Origin of the sequence: Kineosporia mesophila (assembly GCF_021129235.1) — a bacterium.
GTDB lineage: Bacteria > Actinomycetota > Actinomycetes > Actinomycetales > Kineosporiaceae > Kineosporia > Kineosporia mesophila.
Genome location: NZ_JAJOMA010000048.1, coordinates 1 through 22,159 on the forward strand (window position 1 = coordinate 1; position 22,159 = coordinate 22,159).

Annotated in this window: 24 protein-coding genes and 1 pseudogene; 8 read left to right on the forward strand and 17 right to left on the reverse strand. The window is 67.4% G+C overall.

Annotation, left to right across the window (positions count from 1 at the left end):
• The coding region (locus LR393_RS34525) for an alpha/beta hydrolase (protein ID WP_231489439.1) at nucleotides 1-999 on the reverse strand (999 nt) is incomplete at its 3' end.
• An 80-nt stretch (nucleotides 1,000-1,079) separates the two neighbouring features.
• On the opposite strand from LR393_RS34525, the gene LR393_RS34530 reads away from it, so the two are divergent.
• Nucleotides 1,080-1,523: a MerR family transcriptional regulator gene (locus LR393_RS34530; RefSeq protein ID WP_231489440.1), complete on the forward strand. Its 444-nt coding sequence runs from the start codon at nucleotides 1,080-1,082 to the stop codon at nucleotides 1,521-1,523.
• 22 nt (nucleotides 1,524-1,545) lie between these two features.
• On the opposite strand, the gene LR393_RS34535 is transcribed toward LR393_RS34530, so the two are convergent.
• From LR393_RS34535 to LR393_RS34545, 3 genes and pseudogenes are all read right to left on the reverse strand, one after another.
• Nucleotides 1,546-1,968 carry a VOC family protein gene (locus LR393_RS34535; protein WP_231489441.1) on the reverse strand — a complete coding sequence of 141 codons (423 nt, stop codon included), beginning with the start codon at nucleotides 1,966-1,968 and terminating at the stop codon, nucleotides 1,546-1,548.
• A gap of 83 nt (nucleotides 1,969-2,051) precedes the next feature.
• Nucleotides 2,052-2,501: pseudogene (locus LR393_RS34540) on the reverse strand (aldo/keto reductase).
• A gap of 37 nt (nucleotides 2,502-2,538) precedes the next feature.
• Nucleotides 2,539-3,270, reverse strand: a complete 732-nt coding sequence (locus LR393_RS34545) for an SDR family oxidoreductase (protein WP_231489442.1) — start codon at nucleotides 3,268-3,270, stop codon at nucleotides 2,539-2,541.
• 119 nt (nucleotides 3,271-3,389) lie between these two features.
• On the opposite strand from LR393_RS34545, the gene LR393_RS34550 reads away from it, so the two are divergent.
• From LR393_RS34550 to LR393_RS34560, 3 genes are all read left to right on the forward strand, one after another.
• Nucleotides 3,390-5,612: an ATP-binding protein gene (locus tag LR393_RS34550; protein ID WP_231489443.1), complete on the forward strand. Its 2,223-nt coding sequence runs from the start codon at nucleotides 3,390-3,392 to the stop codon at nucleotides 5,610-5,612.
• A 76-nt stretch (nucleotides 5,613-5,688) separates the two neighbouring features.
• The gene (locus LR393_RS34555; protein WP_231489444.1) at nucleotides 5,689-6,465 is read left to right on the forward strand and encodes an alpha/beta fold hydrolase; all 777 of its coding nucleotides are present in this window, start codon (nucleotides 5,689-5,691) and stop codon (nucleotides 6,463-6,465) included.
• A 285-nt stretch (nucleotides 6,466-6,750) separates the two neighbouring features.
• Nucleotides 6,751-8,964: an Lsr2 family DNA-binding protein gene (locus LR393_RS34560; RefSeq protein ID WP_231489445.1), complete on the forward strand. Its 2,214-nt coding sequence runs from the start codon at nucleotides 6,751-6,753 to the stop codon at nucleotides 8,962-8,964.
• A 66-nt stretch (nucleotides 8,965-9,030) separates the two neighbouring features.
• Here LR393_RS34560 and LR393_RS34565 read toward each other — a convergent pair whose 3' ends face one another.
• Nucleotides 9,031-10,503, reverse strand: coding sequence for an MFS transporter (locus LR393_RS34565; RefSeq protein ID WP_231489446.1), 1,473 nt, complete (start codon nucleotides 10,501-10,503; stop codon nucleotides 9,031-9,033).
• 278 nt (nucleotides 10,504-10,781) lie between these two features.
• Nucleotides 10,782-11,546 (reverse strand): GAF and ANTAR domain-containing protein, encoded by a 765-nt coding sequence (locus LR393_RS34570; RefSeq protein WP_231489447.1) that lies wholly within the window; start codon nucleotides 11,544-11,546, stop codon nucleotides 10,782-10,784.
• A 142-nt stretch (nucleotides 11,547-11,688) separates the two neighbouring features.
• Between LR393_RS34570 and LR393_RS34575 the strand changes: the two genes are divergently transcribed.
• Nucleotides 11,689-12,111 (forward strand): response regulator, encoded by a 423-nt coding sequence (locus LR393_RS34575; protein ID WP_231489448.1) that lies wholly within the window; start codon nucleotides 11,689-11,691, stop codon nucleotides 12,109-12,111.
• Nucleotides 12,112-12,348: 237 nt separating this feature from the next.
• Nucleotides 12,349-12,801, forward strand: coding sequence for a MarR family winged helix-turn-helix transcriptional regulator (locus LR393_RS34580; RefSeq protein WP_231489449.1), 453 nt, complete (start codon nucleotides 12,349-12,351; stop codon nucleotides 12,799-12,801).
• Nucleotides 12,802-12,876: 75 nt separating this feature from the next.
• Here the strand turns inward: LR393_RS34580 and LR393_RS34585 are convergent, their stop codons facing one another.
• The 9 genes from LR393_RS34585 to LR393_RS34625 form a co-directional block, all read right to left on the reverse strand.
• Complete coding sequence (locus LR393_RS34585; RefSeq protein ID WP_231489450.1) at nucleotides 12,877-13,542, reverse strand: CAP domain-containing protein; 666 nt, start codon at nucleotides 13,540-13,542, stop codon at nucleotides 12,877-12,879.
• A gap of 103 nt (nucleotides 13,543-13,645) precedes the next feature.
• Nucleotides 13,646-14,203 carry a dihydrofolate reductase family protein gene (locus LR393_RS34590; protein WP_231489451.1) on the reverse strand — a complete coding sequence of 186 codons (558 nt, stop codon included), beginning with the start codon at nucleotides 14,201-14,203 and terminating at the stop codon, nucleotides 13,646-13,648.
• 78 nt (nucleotides 14,204-14,281) lie between these two features.
• Nucleotides 14,282-15,433, reverse strand: coding sequence for a glycoside hydrolase family 64 protein (locus LR393_RS34595; RefSeq protein WP_231489452.1), 1,152 nt, complete (start codon nucleotides 15,431-15,433; stop codon nucleotides 14,282-14,284).
• Nucleotides 15,434-15,921: 488 nt separating this feature from the next.
• Nucleotides 15,922-16,512 (reverse strand): LppA family lipoprotein, encoded by a 591-nt coding sequence (locus LR393_RS34600; protein ID WP_231489453.1) that lies wholly within the window; start codon nucleotides 16,510-16,512, stop codon nucleotides 15,922-15,924.
• A 17-nt stretch (nucleotides 16,513-16,529) separates the two neighbouring features.
• Nucleotides 16,530-16,832 (reverse strand): hypothetical protein, encoded by a 303-nt coding sequence (locus LR393_RS34605; RefSeq protein ID WP_231489454.1) that lies wholly within the window; start codon nucleotides 16,830-16,832, stop codon nucleotides 16,530-16,532.
• A gap of 159 nt (nucleotides 16,833-16,991) precedes the next feature.
• A complete protein-coding gene (locus tag LR393_RS34610) occupies nucleotides 16,992-17,405 on the reverse strand; it encodes a hypothetical protein (protein ID WP_231489455.1) in 414 nt (137 codons plus the stop codon).
• A gap of 165 nt (nucleotides 17,406-17,570) precedes the next feature.
• On the reverse strand, nucleotides 17,571-18,374 hold the full coding sequence (locus LR393_RS34615; protein WP_231489456.1) for an NlpC/P60 family protein: 804 nt from the start codon (nucleotides 18,372-18,374) through the stop codon (nucleotides 17,571-17,573).
• A gap of 158 nt (nucleotides 18,375-18,532) precedes the next feature.
• Nucleotides 18,533-19,408 (reverse strand): helix-turn-helix domain-containing protein, encoded by an 876-nt coding sequence (locus LR393_RS34620; protein WP_231489457.1) that lies wholly within the window; start codon nucleotides 19,406-19,408, stop codon nucleotides 18,533-18,535.
• Nucleotides 19,409-19,859: 451 nt separating this feature from the next.
• On the reverse strand, nucleotides 19,860-20,012 hold the full coding sequence (locus LR393_RS34625; protein WP_231489458.1) for a hypothetical protein: 153 nt from the start codon (nucleotides 20,010-20,012) through the stop codon (nucleotides 19,860-19,862).
• A 269-nt stretch (nucleotides 20,013-20,281) separates the two neighbouring features.
• On the opposite strand from LR393_RS34625, the gene LR393_RS36830 reads away from it, so the two are divergent.
• Nucleotides 20,282-20,461 (forward strand): sigma factor-like helix-turn-helix DNA-binding protein, encoded by a 180-nt coding sequence (locus LR393_RS36830; RefSeq protein WP_231489459.1) that lies wholly within the window; start codon nucleotides 20,282-20,284, stop codon nucleotides 20,459-20,461.
• Between the two features lie 479 nt (nucleotides 20,462-20,940).
• On the opposite strand, the gene LR393_RS34635 is transcribed toward LR393_RS36830, so the two are convergent.
• Nucleotides 20,941-21,114 (reverse strand): hypothetical protein, encoded by a 174-nt coding sequence (locus LR393_RS34635; RefSeq protein WP_231489460.1) that lies wholly within the window; start codon nucleotides 21,112-21,114, stop codon nucleotides 20,941-20,943.
• A gap of 209 nt (nucleotides 21,115-21,323) precedes the next feature.
• Here LR393_RS34635 and LR393_RS34640 point away from each other — a divergent pair, with 209 nt between their 5' ends.
• Nucleotides 21,324-21,788 (forward strand): hypothetical protein, encoded by a 465-nt coding sequence (locus LR393_RS34640; RefSeq protein ID WP_231489461.1) that lies wholly within the window; start codon nucleotides 21,324-21,326, stop codon nucleotides 21,786-21,788.
• A 72-nt stretch (nucleotides 21,789-21,860) separates the two neighbouring features.
• On the opposite strand, the gene LR393_RS34645 is transcribed toward LR393_RS34640, so the two are convergent.
• A partial coding sequence (locus LR393_RS34645) for a hypothetical protein (RefSeq protein WP_231489462.1) occupies nucleotides 21,861-22,159 on the reverse strand: 299 nt, incomplete at its 5' end.

Consider the following 22,159-nt stretch of genomic DNA (forward strand, 5'->3'; position numbering starts at 1 on the left):
CGACCGGAGCACAGCGACCCGCCGCGCGTGGACCCCGGCGTGGATGCCGATCGCCGGCGCGAAATGGTCCCAGCCGTGGGTCAGTCCGGGCAGGACGTGCAGTTCGGCGCTGACCCCGGCCGCCCACAGACGCTGGGCGTAGTCGATGGTCTCCTGGCGCAGGATTTCCAGTTCGCCGACCTCGAGATAGGCCGGGGGCAGACCGGTGTGGTCTTTCAGGCGGGCAGGCACGATGGTGGCGGGGGCGTCGTCCGCGTGGCCGTCACCGAGCACCGACTGCCAGGCGGTGACCTTGAGGGCGTACATGTCCGCGGACGCGGGGCCCAGCTCCGGATCGGGCTCCACGACCCGGTTGTCGAGGAGCGGGTAGATGAGGATCTGCCGGGCCACCCGCACGCCGGCGTCCCGCGCCCGGATCGCCGTGGTCACCGCGAGCGTCGCCCCCGCGCTCTCGCCCATGACGGCGATGCGGGCGGGATCCACGCCGAGTTCCTCGGCGTTATCGATGAGCCAGGTCAGCCCGGTGTAGACGTCGTCGGTCAGGGTCTGGCCGGTCACCTCCGGGGCCAGCCGGTACTCCACCGAGAGGATCGGTACGCCCGAGGCGGCAACGTAGCGGGCAAGGAACGGCGCGAAGTGCTCCACCTGTCCGGCGACCAGGCCGCCGCCGTGGGCGTGGAGGGCGGCGGGGCCGGCTGCCTCGCGCTCAGTTGCCTCGCGTTCGGCTGCCTCGCGTTCGGCTGCCTCGCGTTCGGCTGTTTTGCGTTCGGCCACGGGGGTGAACCAGTGCAGGTCGATCCGGGCGCCGTCCTCGGTGGTCGTGGTGAACACCTGGTGGCCCACGTCGGGTACGTCCAGGCCCGCTGTGAGTAGGGGATAGGTCGCGGCGACGGCCTCCCGCCAGGTCTTCCAGTCGCCGGGCACCAGCGGGGCGGGCGGGTTGTCGCCGGCGGAGGCGGCGAAGACGGCCGCCAGTTCGGGGTCGAGGGGCAGCGGCATGAGGATCTCCAGATCGTTCGTCGGGACGTCGACGAACGTAAGATCTAGAGTTCGCTCTAGGTCAAGGTGAGGATGCAGCGGTGGACGAGGGACTGACGATCGGCCAGGTCAGCGAGCGCACGGGGCTGAGCGTGCACGCGCTGCGCTATTACGAGCGCGAGGGCCTGATGCTCGGCTCGGTCTCCCGCAGTCACGGCGGACGGCGCCGCTACGACGCGACCGACGTCGACTGGCTGTTGCTCTGCAACCGTTTCCGGGCATGCGGGATGCCGGTGAGCGACATCCGCCGGTACGCCGAGCTGGTGGCGGCCGGGCCGGGCAACGAGTCCGAACGGCTGGAGCTGCTGCGCGCCCACGAAGACCGGGTGCGGGCCGAAGTGGCGCAGATGCAAGAGAATCTCACGGTGATCGCGGCCAAGGCCCGGCTCTACGAGCAACACATCGCGGCGGGCAGCGCGGGCACCCTGTGGACGGGGGAGGCGCCGTCCTGCCTGGCGCTGGAGGCCATGGCCGCCCGGCGCTAGGCACCTCCCCGTCCGCGGGTGATCAGCCGTTGTACGCCACGGCGATGTCGAGCACCCAGGTCACGCCGAACCGGTCGGTGAGCATCCCGTACAGCGGCGCCCAGGCGGAGGGCTCCAGCGGGGCCTTGATCGTGGCGTCCTTGGCCAGCGCGTCCCAGTAGCGGCGCAGCTCGTTCTCGTCGGCGCCCCGGACCGACACGAACAGCGGGTCGATGCCGGCGTCGTACGGCCGGGCCGCGGGCACGTCGAAAGCCATGACGTGGAAGCCATTCTCGGACTGGACCTGACCCCAGCCGATCAGGTCGGCCTCCCGCGGGTCGGTCGTGCCGTACGACTGGGCGTGGGTGACCAGGGCCAGCTGGCCCCCGAAGACGGACTGGTAGAACTCCAGCGCCTCCCGGGCCTGGCCGCGGAAGTTCAGGTGCACGGTCGTGGCGACGCTCACGGGATCTCCTCAGATGCTCGTTCCGGCCGGTGGTCCCGGCCGATGACGCAACCATCGCAGGGGTAGCGGTCAGTTTCTGGCCTCTACTCGGAAGTCAGCGATGCAGCACTCCCTCCTCCGCGTACGAGTTGCCGGGCCTCGACGGTCTCCTCGATCGGCACACTCATGTCGAAACGATGGGCCTGGTAGAGATCCACGTGGTCGGTGCGCAGACGGCGCAGCGACGCGTCGATCTGCCGGGCGATCTGCACCCCCGACAATCCCGCATCGGTGTCGGACATGCGTCCTTACACCTTCGTGGCCAGCACGTACGAGTCCTGGAGGTGCTTCGACGGGATCTCGCCCCAGGCATCCTCGGCCGCACCGCGTCCGTACACGTTGGCGGTATCGAAAAACGTGATGCCGGCGTCGAACGCGGCCTCGGAGGTCGCGACCACCTGGTCCTTCTCGATGCCACTCGCGAAGGCCAGCCACGACCCCAGGGCAATCTCGGAGACCTCCGGCGCGGAGTCACCCAGTCGGCGGTACTTCATGAAACTCGTCCTCCGGTCGGCCTGCCCGGCCGCGGACCTACCAGCCCACCGGGCCGTTGGCGTCGAAGAAGGTGCCGCTGGGGCCGTCGTCCGGCAGCGTGGCGGCGCGCACGACGACCTTCGCCCCCTCCGAGGGATGCTGCGTGCCCTGGTGGCCGTTCAGGTCGGTGGAGTTGTACCCCGGGCACACCGAGTTCACCTTGATCGGGGATCCGGCGAGTTCGTTGCCGAGCCAGCCGGTGAGCGTGTTGAGCACGGACTTGGACGAGGAGTAGGCGAAGGCCGGCATCTGCCCCCACGGCTGGCTCGGGTCGGTGATCGTGGTGAGCGATCCCATGCTGCTGCTCACGTTCACGATGCGCCCGGCCCGCGCCTTCTGCACGAGTGGCAGGAAGACCTGGGTGACTCGCAGGGGCCCGTAGAAGTTCACGGCGAAGATCTGCTGGATCGTCTCCGCCCGGACCGCGCTGACGTGGCCCTCGCCGTCACCGACCACGATGCCCGCGTTGTTGATCAGGACATCGAGTGCGCCGGTGGTGTCGCCGATGTGTGCCGCGGCGGCCCGGACACTCGCGTCATCGGTCACGTCGAGGCGGACGAACCGAACGTCCCCGTCCGGAGCCAGTTCCCGGACCGCAGCCTCGCCCCGCCCCTTGCCCCGGCACCCCAACCAGACGGTGAATCCCTGCCGGGCGAGCTGGCGAGCAGTCTCGAACCCGATGCCCTTGTTGGCGCCCGTGACGAGCGCTGTCTGCTGCGTGTTGTTCATGACGTCCATGCTGCGATGCCGGATCGGTACGATCCATAACGCGAAATCCAGAGTTTCTTATGCATCGTCCGAGGTCGTGCGAGTGGGACGGGGTGCAGCCGGACATTAGGCTGGGTGGAGTGGACCTGATCGGACGTCGTGACGAGCTGGCTGCCGTGGCGCGGCTGATCGACGGGGTGGCGCGGGGGAGTGGCGGGCGGTTGTTCCTGGTCGGGCCGCCGGGGGCCGGGAAGAGCGCCCTGCTTGACGCTGCGGCTGAAATGGCCCAGGACAGAGGCGTTCGCGTCTACCGAGAAGATATAGGTGATGAACCCGGCCTGGTGCTGATCGATCACGGCGACCAGGCCGATCCGCCGCTACTTCCTGAACCCGGCGCCGCGACCGGGGTGCTCGTGGCCTCCCGGTATTCGGTGAAGGCCGGGCCGGAGCTACCCATCGGGGGTCTGGGCGCGGATGACCTGGCCCGGCTGGTTCCGGCACTGACGGCCGAGGCCGTGCACGCGATCTGGCTGGCGTCCGGAGGGATTCCCGGGATCGCGCTCGGCTTCGCCGACGAGCTCGGCTCACTGGATGAATTCGCCGATGCCCTCGTGCATCTGGCCCTCACCGCGCCGTCCCGGTCCGGTTTCCTCGAGCTCGACTTCGGGCTGATCCGGCTGCTGGAGTCGGCGACCGAGCGTCCGTTGTCGGCCACTGAGCGCGCCCGCATCCTGGCCCGGCTCGCCCGTGAGCAACTCAGCGATCCGTCCAGCGGTGCCCGGCGGCGGGAGCTGATCGACGAGGCGCTGGATCTGGCCCGGGTGAGCGGGAACCCGGCCACGATCGCCGAGGTGCTCGACAGCCGCCTGCATGCCCTCTGGGACCCGATCGCGGTGCACGAACGGCTGAGCAGCGGCTCCGAGATCGTCGACCAGGCCCGGCGGGCCGGCGACGACCTGCTCGAGCTACGCGGACTGTTCTGGCGTTTTACGGCTCTGGCCGAGCTGGGCGACCTGGACTCGGCCGAGGCCGCGCTGACCGCCTACGGCCGCGCCGCCGAACTGGCCGGGAACGCCGAGGCCGCCGTGGTGGTGGTCTCCCGCCGGGCCATGCTGGCCGTCGTCCGGGGGCGCTTCGACGAGGCCGCGACCCTCACCGCCGAGGTCGCCGTCCGGGGTCGTCAGGTGGGGCTGAGCGACACCGACAGCCTGGTCGGCACCCTGCGCTACAGCGTGTTCGCCCTGCGCGGTGACGGCGCCGACGTGGTCGAGCCGTTACGGGAACAGGCGCGGCGGCGGCCCGGTCACTTCTTCGAGGCCAGCGCGGCCTGGGCCCTGGCCGAAGCCGGTCGTGACGTCGAGGCCGGGCTGGAACTGGATCGCCTGCTGCCGGCCGTGCTGAACGGCTCGGGTCCGCGCTGGCTGGGGGCCGTGGCCGACCTGGCCCACGTGGCCTCCCGCGTCGGTGACCCGGACCAGGCCGAAACGCTGTACCAGGTGCTGCTTCCGTATCGAGGACGGCTGGTGGTCTGGGGCGGCGCCAACACGATCACCGGAACGGTGGACGAGCAACTGGGCGGCCTGGCCGCTCGTCTCGGCCGCACCTCGGCCGCCGTCGATCACCTGACCAGCGCCATCGAGCTGCAACAGCGCATCGGGGCGCTGCCCTGGCTGGCGCACACCCTGCCGGTACGGGCCCGGGTCCTGTCTGCCCGCGGCCGGGACGGCGACGCGGCGGCCGCCCGCGCCGATCTGGAGCGGGCCCGGTCGACCGCGCAGAGACTGGGGCTGACGCGCGTCCTCAAGCATCTGAAGCCGACCGGAGACGAATGGCGACTGATGCGGGACGGTGACACCTGGTTGCTCGAGGCCGGAGGCGAGAGCGCCCGGCTGCGGGACGGGCGGGGGCTGCATTATCTGCGGGCGCTGCTGTCTGCCCCCGGTCAGGAGATCGCCGCGCTGGACCTGGTCGCCGGTGGTTCCGGGATTCGCGTGCCCGACGGGGATCCGGTGCTGGACGAGACGGCTCGCCAGGCCTTCCAGAGGCATCTGCAGTCGATCGACAAGCAGCTCGAGAGCGCCGACCGCGCGGGTGACGCGGTCCGGGCCACCGCGTTGCACGACGAACGGGCCGCCGTAGTGAACGAGTTGAGACGCGCCACCGGTGTGGGTGGAGGCTCTCGCCGGGTCACGACCGAGACCGAACGGGCCCGGGTGAACGTCACCCGCACCCTGTGGGCCACGGTCGAGCGGGTGGAGGCGCTGGCGCCCCGGGCCGGAGCGCATTTACGGGCGTCCCTGCGCACGGGCCGGTACCTGCGTTACGCGGCGGCGCCCGGTGGCCCGACCCGGTGGAACACCTGAGCCCCCTTTCTGTACGGGATGTACGGCATGGATTTACGCCTCCTGAGTGACCGCATTTCACGAAGGAGACAGAACCATGCTCGCCGCAGACCTCTACGGGACGACCGACCACCGCCCGGCCCTGGTGCTCCTGCACGGCCTCACCTACGACCGGCGGCAGTGGGGGCCGACGCTGAGGGAGCTGGCCCAGGTCGACCCTGGCCGCCGGGTCCTGGTCGTCGACCTTCCGGCCCACGGCGAGTCACCCGCCCCGGATTCCTACGACTCCGGCACTCTCACGGCTCTCCTGCACGAGACGATTGAGGACGCGGGTCTCGTCGATCCGGTGGTTGTCGGGCACTCGATGGGTGCCGTGCTGGCCACCCGTTACGCCACCACCTATCCCACCCGCGGCGTCGTTAATATTGATCAGCCGCTCCTGGTCGGGCCTTTCGCCGAGTTCCTGCGCTCGGTCGAGCCGGCCCTGCGGGGCCCGGACCATCTGCAGGTGTGGAACTCCCTGCTGGCCGGCATGCACATCGATCTCTTGCCCGAGTCGGCGCAGGAACTGGTGCGCACGAGGACCACCCCGCGGCAGGACCTGATCCTCGGCTACTGGCAGGAGCTCCTGGGCTCGGACGCGCCCGCGGACCTGAACGCCGGGATGCGCCGCGACCTGAAGACCCTGCGTGACGCATCGGTCGGCTACCACTTCATCAGCGGCAGCGACCCGGCGCCGGAGTACCGGAGCTGGCTGGAAGCGATCCGGCCCGACGTCGTGGTGACGGTTTGGCCGGACAGCGGCCACTTTCCGCACCTGGCCCATCCCGACCGCCTGGCCGCGCTGCTCGCCGCCCCTCGGTCCGGGGAGTGACGATCCCGCGAATCGTGGCTTTCCCGAGACCTTCCCCAGCCACTTTTAGGCACCGGATGACCTGCTAAAACGTGGTATCAAATGATGCAACTACGGCGTTTTCACCGCGATCCGGAGAGCATCATGGGTTTTCTTGACAGATTTCGTATACGCCGCGCAGGGCAGCCTGCACGCTCCGTCGAACCGGGAGTCTCCGACAGCGGGACGCCGACCGATCAGCCGAGGTTCGCGGTGATCGCTGTCAAGACGTCCGGTTCGAGTGCCAATCGGCACCGCATCGTGGAGATGGCGGTCGTCACAACCGATCTCTGGGGCCAGGTCGTCGACGAGTGGGAGACCCGGTTCGACGCCGAGGCTCCGGCCTTCGCCGACGTCGTCCCCGACCTGAACCAGCGGCTGGCCGGCGCGGCGGTCGTCGCGCACAACGCGGAGTACGACCTGGCCTTCGTGCGGGCCGAGTACCGGCGGGCGGGATGGAAACTGCCCCAGGTGCCGACCCTGAGCACCCTGGAGGCATCGGCCTACTACCTGCCCTCTCTGCGGCGGCGTCGCCTGGCCGACCTCTCCTCGGCCCTGGGCACCGCAGCGGCCGACGACGGGTCCACGCTGGACGATGCCCGCACCACTGCGGTGCTGCTGGCCGAGTTCATCAGCCCGAAGCCCGGAAAGCCGCCGCTGCCTGCCCATCTCGACGGCCTGCCGGCCCGCGCGCAGAAGGTGACCTGGCCGTCCGGGCCCACCCTGGAGCCGCAGGAGGCCCCGCCGGCCGGAGCCACCCCGGACCCGACCCCCGGCTTCACGCTGGTCGAGCGCTTCTCCCTGATCGACGCGCTGGACGAGGGCGCGCCCGCCGGCACCTTCGCCTACCTGGAAAAGCTCGCGGAGGTGCTGGAAGACGGATCGGTCACCACCCAGGAGACCTCCGAACTGGCCCGCGTCGCCGCCGCCGAGGAGCTCACGTCCGACGATGTCGCGCGGGCGAACGAGGCCTTCGTGCGGGCGCTGACCTATGCCGCGCTCGACGACGGCACGGTCTCCGCGGACGAGCACACCGAACTCCTGACCGTCACCGACCTTCTCGGCGTAGGCCGGCCTCTGGTCGAGGAGATCCTCGCGACGGCCGAGAAGGCCCGTCGGGCACGTGAGTCGGCCGACCTGAAAGACCTGCCCCAGAACTGGGCCCTCGGCGAACCCCTGCGCGTCGGTGACCGGGTCGTCTTCACCGGTGGCGACCCGGAGGCCCGCGAGCAGCTGGAGACCAGGTCGCAGCGGCTGGGCGTCCGCGTCGTCGGCACGGTCTCGGAGACCACGGCCCTGCTGATCTCGGACGACACGGTCGACGGAACCCGTGCCGCCCGAGCCCGTGAAGTGGGCACCCGCCAGGTCACCCCCGACGAATACGCCCTCCTGCTCGACCATCTCCAGCCCGCCGCCTCCCGCGAGACCGCCACCGAGCCGGCTGTCACCGCCGAAGAACCGGTGCTTGACGACGAAAAGCCCGAGGTCCTGGAGCCGGTGGCTCCCGTCGAGACACCCGTGCTCGAGGACGCGGAAACGACGGTTCCCGAGTCAGAGCCGGCTGCCGCGGTGATCGAGGAGCACGAGACCTCCGAGCCGAAGACGACGGTAGTTGCCGAAGCACCGGCGGTCACCGAGGCCTCCGCTGGAGAGCCGGTGCTTGAGGACGCGGAAACTGCAGTCCCCACGTCGGAGCCGGTCGGTGCGGTGGTGGAGCCGGAGAGCAAGGACGCGGAACCCTCGGTCCCCGAGTCCGAAGCAGTCGCTCCGGTCGAAGAGCCGGTGATCACAGACGCGAAGGTAACGGCTCTCGAGCCCGAGCCGGCCAGTCTTGCTGTGGTGGAGCCGGTAGCGGCAGACGCGAAGCCCGAGTCTTCCGAGTCGGAGCTGCCGGCCCCCGCCGCGGTGGAGTCGGAGGTTGCCGAAACGGAGCTGTCCGCGCCTGTCGATGAGCCAGTCCTTGAGATCGCGGAGCCGGTTGTCCCGGTGGACGAGCCGGTGGACCCGAAGGTGACTGACGAGGAAGCGGGAGTTGCCGCGTCCACCATGGTCGGTTCTGATGTGGTGGCCCCGGCCCGGAAGCCGAGGGCGCCTCGTAAGCCGCGGGCGTCGATCCCGAAGATTGCCGGGCCGAACTCGGCTGATGCTGAATCCGTTGCGGCGGAGCCTGAGGTAGTTACCGAGGTCGCTCCGGTGACGAAGCCCCGGGCATCCAGGGCCAAGGCGGCTCCCCAGGCCGAGGTCGTGGAGGAGCAGCTCGACGTCGTCGTCGCGAAGAAAGCGGCCCCGAGGAAAACGGCGGCCTCACGGGCGAAGGCCACCGCGAATCCCGTTACGGCTGAAGCAGAAGCCCCGGTCGCCCCGCCGAAGACGGCTGAGGTCCGGGCCTGGGCGAGGGCGAACGGTCATCCGGTGTCCGTTCGTGGGGCGCTGCCCAAGGAACTGATCGCGGCCTACATCGAGGCTCGTTCCGGCCGCTGAACCCCTTTCGTGATCAGGCAAGACCTCCCCGGAGGTCTTGCCTGATCACGAACGAGGCGGGGCTGGTCAGACCGGTTCTTCGACCGAGTGGGAGTCGGTGAGGGTCAGTGCGCCGCCTGCTGCCACGATTCCGACGATCACGGCCACGACCGCGTAGGTGATGCGTTCGCCGTGGAAGAACGAGGCCACGAGGCTTGCGCTCCAGGTGCCGGCGGGCAGCTGGGTGGTGACCAGGGCGGCGATCATGGTTCCGATCAGCGACGTTCCAATGCTGGAACCGACCTCCTGCGCGGTGTCGTTGAGGGCCGCGCCGATCGAGGTGCGGTTGCTCGGCATGGCGTCGACGAGGGCGATGGCGCAGATCGTCATGACGGTGCGCAGGCCGATCGTCATCGCGACCATGCAGACCGCGATGGCCAGGTAGCCGTGGGCGACGCCCCAGGAGAGCCCGGCCAGTGAGCCGGCCAGGAAGGCGGCGCCGACCAGGCAGGCGATGCGGTGGCCGTACTGCTTGGCGAGCCACTCGGACAGCGGGGTCGCGCCGAGCATGGTCACGATGATCGGCAGGTTCGCCAGGCCGGCGCGGACGGGGCTCCAGCCGTAGGCGTACTGGAAGTGCAGGATGAGCCCGAACATGATGCTGGCCATGGCGATCGATGTACCGATCTGAGCGATGGCAGCGCCCCGGACCGTGCCGTTCGAGAACAGCTTCAGGTCGAGCATGGGAGCGGGCGTCCGGCGCTCGTGCCACACGAAGGCAATACCCGCGGCGATGGCACCGATGATCGAGCCGAGGGTGACGGCGGAGGTCCAGCCGTGCTCGACCCCGCTGGTCAGCGTGTAGCAGGCCAGACCGATGGCAGTGACGCTGAGCAGAGCACCAGGCAGATCGAGCTTGTCCTGGGTGAGGTCTTCGGGACGGTCGGCCGGAACCCCGAGCCGGACCCCGATGCAGGCGATCAGCGCGATCGGGGCGTTGACGAGCAGCAGCCACTGCCACTCGAAGTGGGCCAGCGCGGTGCCGCCCAGCAGCGGGCCCAGCACGAACCCGGACATACCGACGATGATCATGATGGTCATGGCCCGCATGCGCAGGGTCTTGTCGTCGAACAGCCGGAAGACCAGCGAGTTGGTGATGGGCGCCATGGCCGCGGCGGCGATACCGAGCAGGGCCCGCAGGACGATGAGCTGCCCGGCGCTCGTCACGAAGATGACGCCCAGGCTCAGCAGGCCGAACACGGTGAGCCCGACCAGGAGCACGCGGCGCCGTCCGAGCCGGTCGGCCATCGACCCGGCGGTGAGCAGCAGGCCGCCGAAGGTCAGGGAGTAGGCGCCGGTGACCCACTGCAGCGCGGTGGTGCCGCTGCCGAGGTCACGGCCGATGGTCGGAAGCGCGATCGACAGCAGCGTGTTGTCGACCATCTCGACGAAGAAGGCCAGGCAGAGGGCGGCCAGAGGGATCCAGGCCGCACCCAGGGATGTGTAGGTGTGCGACGACTGTCCCTGAGGAGTGGTGAGCTCAGGCGGTGTGGTGGTCACGGTCGCCCCTTTCGTGGCGAACGCTGCTTCTGCCGGTGCGGCGCTTCGGTGAACCGCGCACGGCAGAAGGGATACGTTCGAGGATCGGCAGATGCTGCGCAGACCTGAGGTGCAGGTGCGCTCGACATTGAGGATCGCCACGTGGACTGTCAGCCTGCGCACGGGCCGCTGTCAGCCTCTGTCAGCACCGATCGGTACCGGGACAGTCGTCTGGATCGACAAGGATTTCGGCGACCAGGGCTGGCGCAGCCGGTCGACGGCGTCTGAAGCGCGGCTTGTCAGGCCAGGTTTCTCCGGTAGGCCAGGGTGATGGCACTGCCGATGTAGAGGGCCAGCTCTTCGCCCATGGCCTGGGTCGAGGCGGGCCAGGCGCCCGGGCGCGTGGAGAACAGGTTCAGGGCGGCGGCGATGTCGGCGTCGGAGGCGATGGGCAAGGCCAGTGCCGAATGGATGCCGATCGCGGCGGCCGCGTCTTTCCAGGGGAGGTCCCAGGTGGTCGACGACAGATCAGGCACCTGGACGACCTGGTCGGTGCGGGCTGCCTGCAGGCACGGTCCCTGGCCGTGGTTGTACTGAAGTTCGTCGATCTTCGCGGCGCGCTCGTCGGACGAGGCGACGGTGGCCGGCGCCCCGTCGCGGATGACGGTGATACTGGCGTAGTCGCATCCGGGCAGGGACTCGACCGCCAGGTCGGCGGCGGCTCCCAGGAGATCGTTCAGATCGGGCGTCTCGATCAGCAGGTCGAGTAGACGGCCCGCCGCCGACTCGTCGGCTGTGTGCTCCAGACGTCCCACCGGGCTGCCGTCCCGGGCCCAGTCGAACGACTCGGCCGTGGGCCAGCGGCTCGTGGTGATGGTTCGCGCCAGGTCGAGCACGCTCCGCCGGTGCCGAGCGGCCAGGTTCTCCAGGAGCACCGAGGCATCGGCATACGACATGCCGTACCGGGTCATGGTGATGCCGACAGCTGCACCGATCATCCGGTCGTCCTGGATGCGACGTGTGCGCGACTCGTTCTCATCCACTGTCTCTTCACCGATGGACACATGTTCTCCTGACGGGCGGATACCGATCCTTCCCGATCGTAGTGCGGGGCGTGCCTGCGCCGGGGTCGGTCAGGGCTGACCTACTGTTGCCCGAGCGGTCACCATGGGGGATGGGCGCGAGAAGAGACACCGGGAGCACAAGATGGTGGACGCGCGCAGCAGGCCGATTCTTCTGGTGGACAACAACCCGGAAGATGTCGAATTGACGGTACTGGCCTTCCGTAAGAACGGCATCACCAACGACATCATCGAGGTTCGTGACGGTGTCGAGGCTCTCGACCTGCTCCTGCCCTCCGAAGGCAGGGAACCGTTGCTTCCCTCGATCGTGCTGATGGACATCAAAATGCCCCGTATGGGCGGCCTCGAAGCGCTGGGCCGGCTGCGCGAAGCCCCCAGCACCGAGTCGCTGCCGGTGATCATCCTGAGCAGCTCCAGCGAAGACCGCGACGTTTTGGCCAGCTGCAACCTGGGCGCGAACGGCTATGTCCAGAAGCCGGTCGACTACCAGAAGTTCGTCCAGGTGGCCTACGAGCTCGGAGTGAACTGGCTGGACATGGAGCACTGAGCGCGCAAGGCCTCGGTGGATTCTCGATCGTCGACGTGCCGTCTCTCGACGATGCTCCGGTCGGGCGGGCCGGATCGCGGTTTCCTGTCGCTGCGCACAGAAGGTGCGAGAACTCCCGGCCGATCCGGAATCCTGATCCCTGGGGCAGATTTCCGGATCTCGCCGGCCGAGCATGTGCGCGCTCCTTCGATTCGTGTCATCTTTCTGACACGTCCGAAGGTATGTCAGACTGCTGACATGAGTCCCGGCGGCATCGACCTGGAGACCTCACTGGGCTACCTGCTGAAAGAGGCCTCGAGTGCCCTGCGCACAGCCATGGAAGAGGTGCTGCGCCCGCTCGGGATGAACGTGACGCGCTACTCCTGCCTCGAGCTGCTGTCCCAGCGACCGGGCCTGTCGAGCTCCGAGCTCGCCCGGGGCGCCTTCGTCACCCGGCAGTCGATGAACGTGCTGCTCCAGGCTCTGGAACGGGAGGGCTTCGTGACCCGGCCGGCCGAGGCCCCGGTCGGGAAGGTTCTTCCTACGCAGCTCACGCCGCTGGGCCGGGCCAACCTGGAGAAGGCGACCGTGGCCGTGCGGTCGGTCGAGGTCAGGATGCTGAGCGGCATGACCGAGGCCGAGCAGACGGGCGCGTTCCGGATCCTGCAGAGCATGATCCATTCCCTGCGCGCCGAGAGCGATGGTGCGTAGGTCGTCCCCACGAAAACCGCCCCTCCACCCGACATCGCAGTCGGGGGAGGAGCGGTTGGCAGGGACGATTCAAGGTCACTTCTTGGTGGCGAAGTCCTGCGTCCACCAGATGGCGCCCTTGCTGTCGATGACGGCGCCGACACCGATGCTCGTGAACGAGCAGTTGATGATGTTGTCCTTGTGGGCCTTGTCCTGCATCCAGCCGCTGGACGTGTAGCCGACGCCCTTCTTGGTGTAGGTGCCGCCGTACATCACGTCGTGGGCGTTCACGAACCACACGCCACCGGCGCCACCGGCGGCGTTCTCACCCGCACCGGTCCACCCCTTGTAGCCGGCCTTCGTGATCCGGGTGCCCAGGTCGTCCTCACCCGGAAACTGGTGACCCTGGGCCTGGTTCCTGGCCTCGAGCTTCGAGTGTTTGCGGGCGGCCTTGGTGAGGGCCTTGCTCTTCTTGACGGCCTTGCAGCCGGCCTTCTTGCGCGACTTGTTGGTGTACGCAATCACCTTGTTCTCGAGCTTCAGCTGCCGCTTGGCCTTCTTCGTCGCGGCCGCGGTGGCAGCAGCGGTAACAGAGGACGAGGTGCTTGCGGACGAAGTACTCGAGGACGACGCGGTGGTCGCCGGGGAAGCGGTCGCGACCGACCGGCCCAGGAACAGGCCCGAGGCGACGAGCAGGGCGATCGGTACGGCGAACAGCGTGATGCGGCGCGGAGTCAGGCGCGACCGACGGTGAGTGAACACAGGGCTCCCAAGCTGGTACGGCGATTGCGATCCGCAACCTACCCATCGACCGCGCACCGAACATCAATCGAGGGTTATGCGCGCATTTTCAGGGCCACGAGGATCAGTGGGATGCCTCCCGCGGCACATATCGCATCGCGACGGCCCCCGAACCGTATTCGATCCGGTCGACGAGCGTCAGGTCGACATACTGCGAAAGCCCCTGGAACAAGGTCGGCCCGTGACCGACCAGCCGCGGCTGCACCACGAACTCGTACTCGTCGATCAGCCCGAGCTCGGCCAGCGCCATCGGAAGCATCAGGCCCCCGGTGAGCAGCCCCCGCCCCGGCTGCTCCTTGAGCTCCCGAACGGCGGTCTCGAGGTCGCCCGACAACAGCTCCGAGTTCCAGTCGACGGTGCCCAGAGTGCTTGACACCACGTACTTTCTGGCCGCGTCAATGGTCTGGGCAAAGGGCTCCATCCACGCCGGCCGGCTGCCCGGCTCAGCGGGATACCGCCAGCCGTTCTCCATCAGCTCATAGGTCGTCCGCCCGAAGAGCAGCGCATCGGCCCGCGCCAGGTTGTCACCCGCGCGCCGGTGCAGCTCATCGTCCGGAACGATCGCCCGGTGATCACAGCATCCGTCGAGCGTGACGTTGATGGAGTACCGAAGTGGTCGCATTGAGTGAGCGTACTGTCGGCGTTGGCCACGGCCCAGTGGCCGGGTGGGCGCAGGCGCGCCCACCCGGCCGATCAGGAACTACCAGCCGACCGCAACGAGCAGATACTTCGGGTCGGTGTGCGAGATGTACGAGGACTGGCTGGCGTAGTCGTCGTACGGGAAACCGTAGGCCTTGGCGTCGATCGCGTTGTCGTGCCAGAACTCGGCGTAGTAGTTCGCCGGGGCCTTCTTGTAGTACGAGCTGGGCTTGGACCAGTCCGCCTCGGGGAGGTCGGCCACGTGCCGGTTCAGGTTGGCGCACCCGGCGGCGTCGTTGGCGAGCGGCCCGGAGCAGCCGAAGATCTGCTGCGTGGTCGCCTTCGAGCCCACCGAGGAGGCGTAGCTGCTCAGGTAGTCGGCGTACTGGCCGCCGGGCGCGAACGCGGAGTCACCGCCGGGGGAGACGATCCGGTCGGTGCCCGAGGCCAGGTGCTTGAACTCGGCCGGAACGGCGGCTGCGAAGCGCTGGAAGGTGGCTTCGCGGCTCTCGGCGAAGGTGGCCCGGTTCTCGCCGACCTCCTGCTCGCTGCCGTCGTCGTTGTGCAGCAGCATGGCCAGCTTGAGGCCGAAAGCGTCGACCCGGGTGGTGTTCCCGTTGAACACGTTGTCGCCGACGGTGAACTCGATGAAGTCGTTGTACTTGCTGTCCGGAGAGCCGAGGTGGAACGTCATGCGCCCGGCGGCATTGGCCGGCATGTCCACGTACGGCTGCTGCGCGATCGAGTGCGTCTGGCCGTTGAACGTCCAGTAGACCTGGCTGTCCGGGTACTTGCCGTTGGTCTTGTTGAGAACCTTGACCTGGACCACGTTCTTGGCCGCTGGGATGTTGCTGGTGGAACCCCAGAACGACGCGTCGGCGGGTGCCGTGGTGCCCGAACTCGAGCTCGACGTCGAACTCGGCACGGTGGTTGCCGTCGCGTCGTCGCTCGGGGTCTCGTCACTGGAGGACGTCGGCGGCGTCGATTCGCCGGGTGCTTCGGTGGTGGGGGCGGCCGTGGTGGTCGGGGCCGTCGTGGCCCCGGCGCTCGTGGTGGGCCGGGGATGCCCGGGACCGTGATGCGGATGGGAGCCGCCGTGGCCCCTACCTACTGCGAACGAACTCGAGACTCCCAGTGCCAGCACGATGGCGGTGCCGGCCACGATTGCCACAGTGCGGCGCCGCCGGATAGCCGTCAGGGACTTGCGCGACATTCAGTTCTCCTCAACACCGAATGGCCATGTCAGGGTATGGCCATGCTCGGGGCCGATCCTGCTGGGGCGAATATGTAAAGTCAATATATAAAACCCCTTTAGGTTCCTGACCTGCGGCGTTGACGCAAACTTTGAGTCCGTGATGACCCTCGCTTATAACGCTGTTCTCGCAGGAGCGGGGAACCGGTGCGGCTCAGCACGAGCCCGCAGCGTCCTGTCCCTGACGGCGCCTGCCGTCGGTCGGGCAGGGAAAACGGCCCTGCCGAAGAACGATCTGCTTCCGGGGCTGGGGCGGTCGACGCCGGAGAACGTCCCGGCAGGCGTCGGGCGGCAGGCCGCGGTGAGGGTGGTGGCCACGGTGGGTCTGATCGTGGTGGCCGTGACGGCGGTGTTCGGGCTCGTGGTGTTCGGACTGTGGGCTGTCCGGGGGGCCGCATGATGTTCCACGGCTAGCCGGCCGATCGAGTTGCCCGAACCTCGAACCGCAGTCAGGACGACGTGGTTTCGGGGGATGCGGACTTGATGAAGCATCCTCCGAACACGGCGAGGGTGGTGTTCTTGGCGCTGCGCAGTTCTAGGGTGTCGTCCCACTTGCCGGCGATCACGAGTATGAGATTGCCGGGGGTGTGGTTCTCCAGGGCGACTTCGGTGAACCCGTACTGGGCGGCCACAGCGGCCACCTTCTTCTGTGCTTCTGCCCAGCGCTCTTCAGGTACCGCTCCCTTGCCGATGCCAATATCGTAAATCCCATACCGTGTGTCCGGAACGTCAGTAAACGGCTCGCTGCAGAAGCTTTCGCCCTTCTCGCGGGCGCCGTCACCGTCCCAGACGAGATCGGGCGCTAGGTCGGAGAGCAGATCGCGCACCTCTTCCAGCAGCGCCTTGTAATCGTTGCCGGCCTGGGCGAAGGAGGGGCGGTCCTGGAGCTGTTCTTGGAGATTCATGTCCGACTTCGCAGCACTTCCTGTTGATCCGCATCCAGTGATCGCCAGGGCTACCAGAACGGAAAGCCAAGCTAGCCGCCGAAGAGCGGGAAACGTCTTCAAATGATGGTGGTGTTCGGCCAGATGCCGTTCCATCGCCGGGGTACCTGAGCTCATTTCTTCTCGACCGTCTGTTCGGGGTGGCCGGCGATCACTGCAGCCAGGTTGTTCTGGCTCGTGGTGCGACGATTGAGGTATTCGCTGTGACCGTGCGAAGCCGCGAGCGGCGTGTTGTCCGTGGCGATACTGGCACCGGTGTCCAACTGCACCGTGTCGGCCATGAAGCTCGGGTCGAAACCCGTGGCCCACGATTCTCCAACGAGCCAATCGCCCTTGGCCTGCTCGTTGTAGAGCGTGCCATGAAGCTTGAGCTGGTCAACGTTTTCGATGGGGAGACCCGGTGAACCGAACACCACTGCGTCGTCTATCCCGGTCTCTTCTGTCAGGGCTGCACCGGTCGGAACCGAACATGTCGTACCCGAGCTGTACCAGGGCGTCCTCAGTCGTGCGCAGGCTCTTGGCCTTCTCCTCGAGCGGGGCCGACCTCCAGAGATTGACCTGTGCCCAGTCCGCGCTCACCCATTGCCCCTCTTGAACGCGGATAGGTCTAGATCGGGGTTCGGACCGTATGTGCTGGGCGGGCGCCTGGTCAGATCCACGGTAGCTGCGCTTTCCGGCACCAGACCGTACTGCGGGCTCAGCGCGGCATACGCCTGCGCGCCCGCCTCGTCGCTGCTCTCGTATCCGTTCGCAGCACTGTCGAGCCCCCCACCGAATTCGCGCATGGTGTCACGCCACAGCTTGAGGTCGCTGTCCCATTTCGATGCGATCTGCTGCAGCGCGGCAACGCTATCGGCCCCTGGGATCTCGTGTGAGGCCGAGGTGAGATCGGCACCTGGGTCGAGGCTGCCCATGACGCTTGCAGCGGTCTCGGCCTGGCGCGCAGAGGTACGCAGATCGCTGACGGACACCTCGAAGTTCTCAGCCATACTCCCACCTCCGCTTCCGGGACAACACGCTATGCATCTCTGAGTAGACCGGCGCAATGGTTGATACGGTGACACCGCGCACAAGGTTCGCTGCTCGGCGCCATCCCGGCCGGGTCTTGAATGCCGGGATGGCGCCACACCGGGTTACAGCCCTATCTGGTCAGGTCACCAGGGGCCGTACGCCCAGCCGAGCGGGTTCTGGAAGTACGAGATCGAGGAGATACCGATCTTCGCCCCGGACGCGCTGGTAGAGAACACCTTTCCGTTGCCGAGACTTACGGCCACGTGCCCTGCACTGCTCGTGTTGTAGAACACCAGCGAACCGCGCGGAGCATCGGTGTAGGGCGTGTTCCGGTTCCGGGCGTTCCAGTTGTCGATGGCGCGGGCGTAGTGCGGAGCCCGGTATCCGAAGGACTCCTCGACCGCCTTCTCGCACTGGCCTTCCCGATCGGTGCGGCCGGCGTTGTTGTAGAACCACTGAATGGCCTTCTCACCGCTGCTGTTGGTGTGCCAGACAGCGTTGGCGCCGTACAGCACCAGGTTGCCGTCAGCCTGCATGACCAGCCGATTGCCGCCCAGCCTCTGCGTATTGGTGGTGAAGAGCACGCCGGAGTCGCTGTAGATGACCAGGTTCCCGTCCGACTGCATCACCAGCCGAGCGTTCACCCCGCTCGTGTTGCTCGACCAGGTCGGACCGTTGGGGCCGACCACCACCAGGTTTCCGTCGCTCTGCATGACCGCGCGGTATGCGCCGCCCGGGGAAACGAGCGATTCGCTGCTCGATCCGTACAGAGTCTCGTTGTTGCTGCCGTAGAGCGTGTCACCGCCGGCGGCGGCCAGGGCGTTCCCGGGTGACGCGATGGTCCCGGCAACGGCGAAGCCGACGGCCAGCAGAACGGCACCGAGCCAGAGTCGAAGACGTGACGCGACATCGGATGAGCGCTTTTCTGCGAGACAGGATGATGACATGGCTGTTCCTTCCTGAAGAGAACGGTCTGACCGAAGTGATGCGGACGCCGTGGGGCGCCTCGATCTCGGTACCGACACCGTCAGGCAGCCTGGGGCAGGCAAGAAACCCCGGCAGAATGGCACGAAGTCTTCCCAGGTCAGAGGCTATGCACCGCGCGTCATTTCTCGCCTGCACAGGTCGGCAGGTCAGCCGGAAGCTGGTCGCGCTCGAACCAGATGTTGCTCAGGAACACGACCTGGCTCGTCGGATTCTGAATTTCCGGTGCGGGGGAGAGCCGGAGCCATCGATCGTCCCGGTAGAAGCCGGGTTCCCCGGGAGCGCCGTTACGGATCTGCTGACCCTTGCTCACACAGACCACCTTTACCGACGCGGGCAACGTCATGTGCCCGGCTTCTGCGGTGCCGGGCAGACAGGGGCTGATGTCGCAGCCGGTGGTCGTGCTCGGAAGTGACCATACGGTGATGTCATGTGCTGCGGGCCGGCCGCCGGACATACGACCGTCGATCTGTCCTTCATAGATCGGCTGCGCGTCCGTGCTCTCGGGTTGAGTACCGGAAACGGGGGTGGTGCTCGGCTTCCCTTCCCACAGCTGGGTCAGGACAAGAACCGTGCCGATCACGAGCAAGCAACCGAGCACCGCCGCAACCAGGAGAGGTCTTCGGGACAGCCTCGTCCGCCATCCGCCCTGAAGGGGCTCTTCACCAGGGCTTGGCGGTGTTGTGAAGATCGCCGGGGAAGGGCTGCGATGAACGGTCGCCAACTTCTGCTCGCCCGGAGCACCTCCAGTATCAGTCGGCCAGCTCCACCAGGTGCGTAGTTCGGGCTCGCTCAGCTCTTCGGCGAGGCGGCGGGCGATATCGGGGTCGGGCCCGTCCGTGCCGTTCAGCCAGCGCCCCACGGTTCGGGTGCTCACCATGAGGCGTCTGCTGAGTTCGGCCTGGCTCAGATCGTGACGACGCAACGAACTCGCCAACTGCGTCCCGGCGGTGGTCGACCCGAAGGCATTCGACTTGGGGCGACCTACGTTGGCCATCGATCTCCTCGCCACCTTACGAACGTCGAATCTGCCTCGGCTGAGACGGATCCTCGCGGCTGCGAATGATCCGCTCACGCCCGATCACAGCGATCATGTTCATCGGTTTCGGTGGCGTGCAGGGGCGGATCCTGCGTCCGGTGCAGCAAGAGTTCGACCATCAAGTGAGGGGGCAACTTACTGTTCCCCTCCTTCGAGGACATCTCCGCCCGAGCCTGGGAGTCGCCTGGGACAGTTGCCACAAAAGTGGCCTATGGGTGCGTCTAAGGTGCATGAGCGCGACCGACGGTGGACGGCCAGGCGAAGAACCGCCCGACCTCGACCTTGATCATCCGGCTACGAAGGACGCCCCGGTGGTAGCTCTCCTCCGGGACGGGTTGCGGACGTCCTACGGCTCTACTCCGAACCTGCGGGTGATCGAGCGCAGGGCCCGAAGGCAGCACCGTCGGCGTCAGGAACTGGTCTCCGGAGTGATCACCGTGGCTGCTGCTACCGCGGTGACCATGGTGGTCTCGCCGCGGGCGGCGAGGTCCGAAGGCCGCACGGTGCCGACCCGGCCGACACCGGCCGCTACCGCGGCCTTGACCGTCCCCCCGCTGACCAAGGCGTCGTTGCTCCAACCGGAAGATCTTGCCCAGGCGGCCGAGGGCGGTGCGCCATACCTGGGTGGCCAGACTTTCGGCCGCGCCGATCTCGAGGACGTCTCCGGCCAGAAGGCTCGACAGAACCTTCGCGGGGATGTCGGGGCGCTGGATGTCGAGGCTCCAGAAACTGGGTGGAGGAAGATCTACGTCTCGCAGGGGGCCGTTGAGGTCTCGGCCTGGGCGGTCACCGAGACGGTGTTGCAGTGGCCCGGCCGCCTCCGAGGAATTCGTGCGGGATCACTCACCGCGGCTGCATCGGGCTGTTCTGGTACTGCGGTACTACGAGGGCCTGAACGACCACGAGATCGCCGCGACGCTCGGCATGGCCCGTGCGAGCGTGCGCAGCAATGCCGCCCGAGGAGTGGCGGAATTGCGAAAGGCGGGACTGCTGAACGAGGCCCGGGTCTGACGGAGGGGGTCAGACCCGGGTCACGACCCCGGCCCGTACGGTCCACGGCAGCGAGCCGTGACCCGGAATCCGGTGGTAAAAGGCCAACGATGTCGCTCTGCGGGACGGCATCAACGCCGGACCCGGCGAGGACTCGTTCATCGAGTCCTGGCGCGTGCAGCAGGCCAGCTCCCTGTCCGACTACGCCCAGGGGAGAGCACCGCGACGTTCACGGACAGGAGCTATCCCTACGGCACCATCAGCGTCGAGCAGATTCCGCAGTCCAATCGCGACGCCGCCCAGCGGGCCTGCCAGGCCGTCGGTGTCACCGAGGTCTCTCTGCTCGACGGATGCGTGCTGGACGTGGTCCTGAGCGGGAACCCCGTTCTGGCCGTCGGAGCAGCCGTGGTCCAGCTGACGCCCCAGAGCGGAGCCAGCCAAAAGGTCATTGCTACATCCAAAATGGGGGACGCATGGACAGACCCGAGCGGTAGGTCCGGTCAGGCGAAGGTCACCTTCGGGCACACCGGCTGCGTAGCGGTGAACGAACAGAGCCGCTGCACCGGAGGCGTCTGGCTGGGCCAGTCCGGCACCTCGCGGATCTGGGACCTGGGCGCCGCGGCGGTCTGGTCAGACACCCCGACCCAGCCGAACCAGGACACGGTCACGTTCACCCAGAAGTTCCTGGTCACGTCGGAGCAGGCATCCAAGCCGGCTCAACTCGATGCCTGGGCCGATGACGTGTTCAGCGCCTCTTATCAAGGCGGGCCTCATGGAGGTCGGCCGAGGGAATGTCTGCCGGCATGGTCAGTACCTGGCAGGCTATCCACGCCAAGCTCGAGAACCGCCGAAAATCCAATGATAAGAAGGAGGGCGACGAACCATGAGGATTGATAGCCAGGTGGAGCCGCTGGTGAGAGAAGCTCTGGGAGCTGCGGTCGCCCGTGACCCAGAACGTTCAGCGGAGGCGGCGAAGGCTCTTGCCGCTCGCGGCGACAGCGATTTCCAGTACGGAATTTCTCTCTGTTTGGCTGTGGACTCATTCAAGCTCCTGGATCTTCACGGTGGCTGGCCAGGCGAAGAACGGATCACCTTTCTGGCAGAGGGCTTTGCGCGAATGGAAGCTTGGGCCGAGATCGAACAATCGACTGCTGAAGCGTTCCTGGCAGCGCTCGCCGAACAGCGCGACCCGACCTCTGTGCTTCCGCCGGAGGTGGCGGTGAGAACGGCTTTTGTGGTCGGCGGTTGGTTGCTTTCAGCCTTCCCTCCCGAAGAGCAGAGCTGGGAAGACGCGTTGGACCAAGTACTCAATGCCCTTGAAGCTCAGCCAGATTCGCGTCTACAGTAGCCATGTTCAGTCGTTGATCACTACTTGCGATGTGGTCCTGCCTGCCGAACCACGCTGTTCGGCAGGCAGTGACTACAGAGCTTCGCGATCGAACTCCCCAGACTTCACACCGGTGATGAACCAGGGGCGGGGCAAAGTTAGATGAACCGGCTGTGACCTGCTGATTTGGGGCGAGTTGGGCGGCATGGCGCGGTGACGGACTCGGCCGCTGCGGTGTGGATGGCGCTTCTCACGCCTGACCAGCCAGCCGAGGACCACGCCCGTCGATGTCATCTTCCCCATCACACCCACGCCTGCGCAAACCACGCCGAATCCCTGATCGATGTGCTGGAACGAGTACCTGACCCGCGAGGACGTCGCGGCCGGCGTCA

Coding starts and splice junctions, on each gene's coding strand:
- LR393_RS34610 (WP_231489455.1), bottom strand. CDS start 17,405: ATGGCTGAGAACTTCGAGGTGTCCGTCAGCGATCTGCGTACCTCTGCG.
- LR393_RS34560 (WP_231489445.1), top strand. CDS start 6,751: ATGGCGGTCGTCACAACCGATCTCTGGGGCCAGGTCGTCGACGAGTGG.
- LR393_RS34600 (WP_231489453.1), bottom strand. CDS start 16,512: ATGGAACGGCATCTGGCCGAACACCACCATCATTTGAAGACGTTTCCC.
- LR393_RS34555 (WP_231489444.1), top strand. CDS start 5,689: ATGCTCGCCGCAGACCTCTACGGGACGACCGACCACCGCCCGGCCCTG.
- LR393_RS34595 (WP_231489452.1), bottom strand. CDS start 15,433: ATGTCGCGCAAGTCCCTGACGGCTATCCGGCGGCGCCGCACTGTGGCA.
- LR393_RS34615 (WP_231489456.1), bottom strand. CDS start 18,374: ATGTCATCATCCTGTCTCGCAGAAAAGCGCTCATCCGATGTCGCGTCA.
- LR393_RS34590 (WP_231489451.1), bottom strand. CDS start 14,203: ATGCGACCACTTCGGTACTCCATCAACGTCACGCTCGACGGATGCTGT.
- LR393_RS34545 (WP_231489442.1), bottom strand. CDS start 3,270: ATGAACAACACGCAGCAGACAGCGCTCGTCACGGGCGCCAACAAGGGC.
- LR393_RS34580 (WP_231489449.1), top strand. CDS start 12,349: ATGAGTCCCGGCGGCATCGACCTGGAGACCTCACTGGGCTACCTGCTG.
- LR393_RS34640 (WP_231489461.1), top strand. CDS start 21,324: ATGAGGATTGATAGCCAGGTGGAGCCGCTGGTGAGAGAAGCTCTGGGA.
- LR393_RS34620 (WP_231489457.1), bottom strand. CDS start 19,408: ATGGCCAACGTAGGTCGCCCCAAGTCGAATGCCTTCGGGTCGACCACC.
- LR393_RS34575 (WP_231489448.1), top strand. CDS start 11,689: ATGGTGGACGCGCGCAGCAGGCCGATTCTTCTGGTGGACAACAACCCG.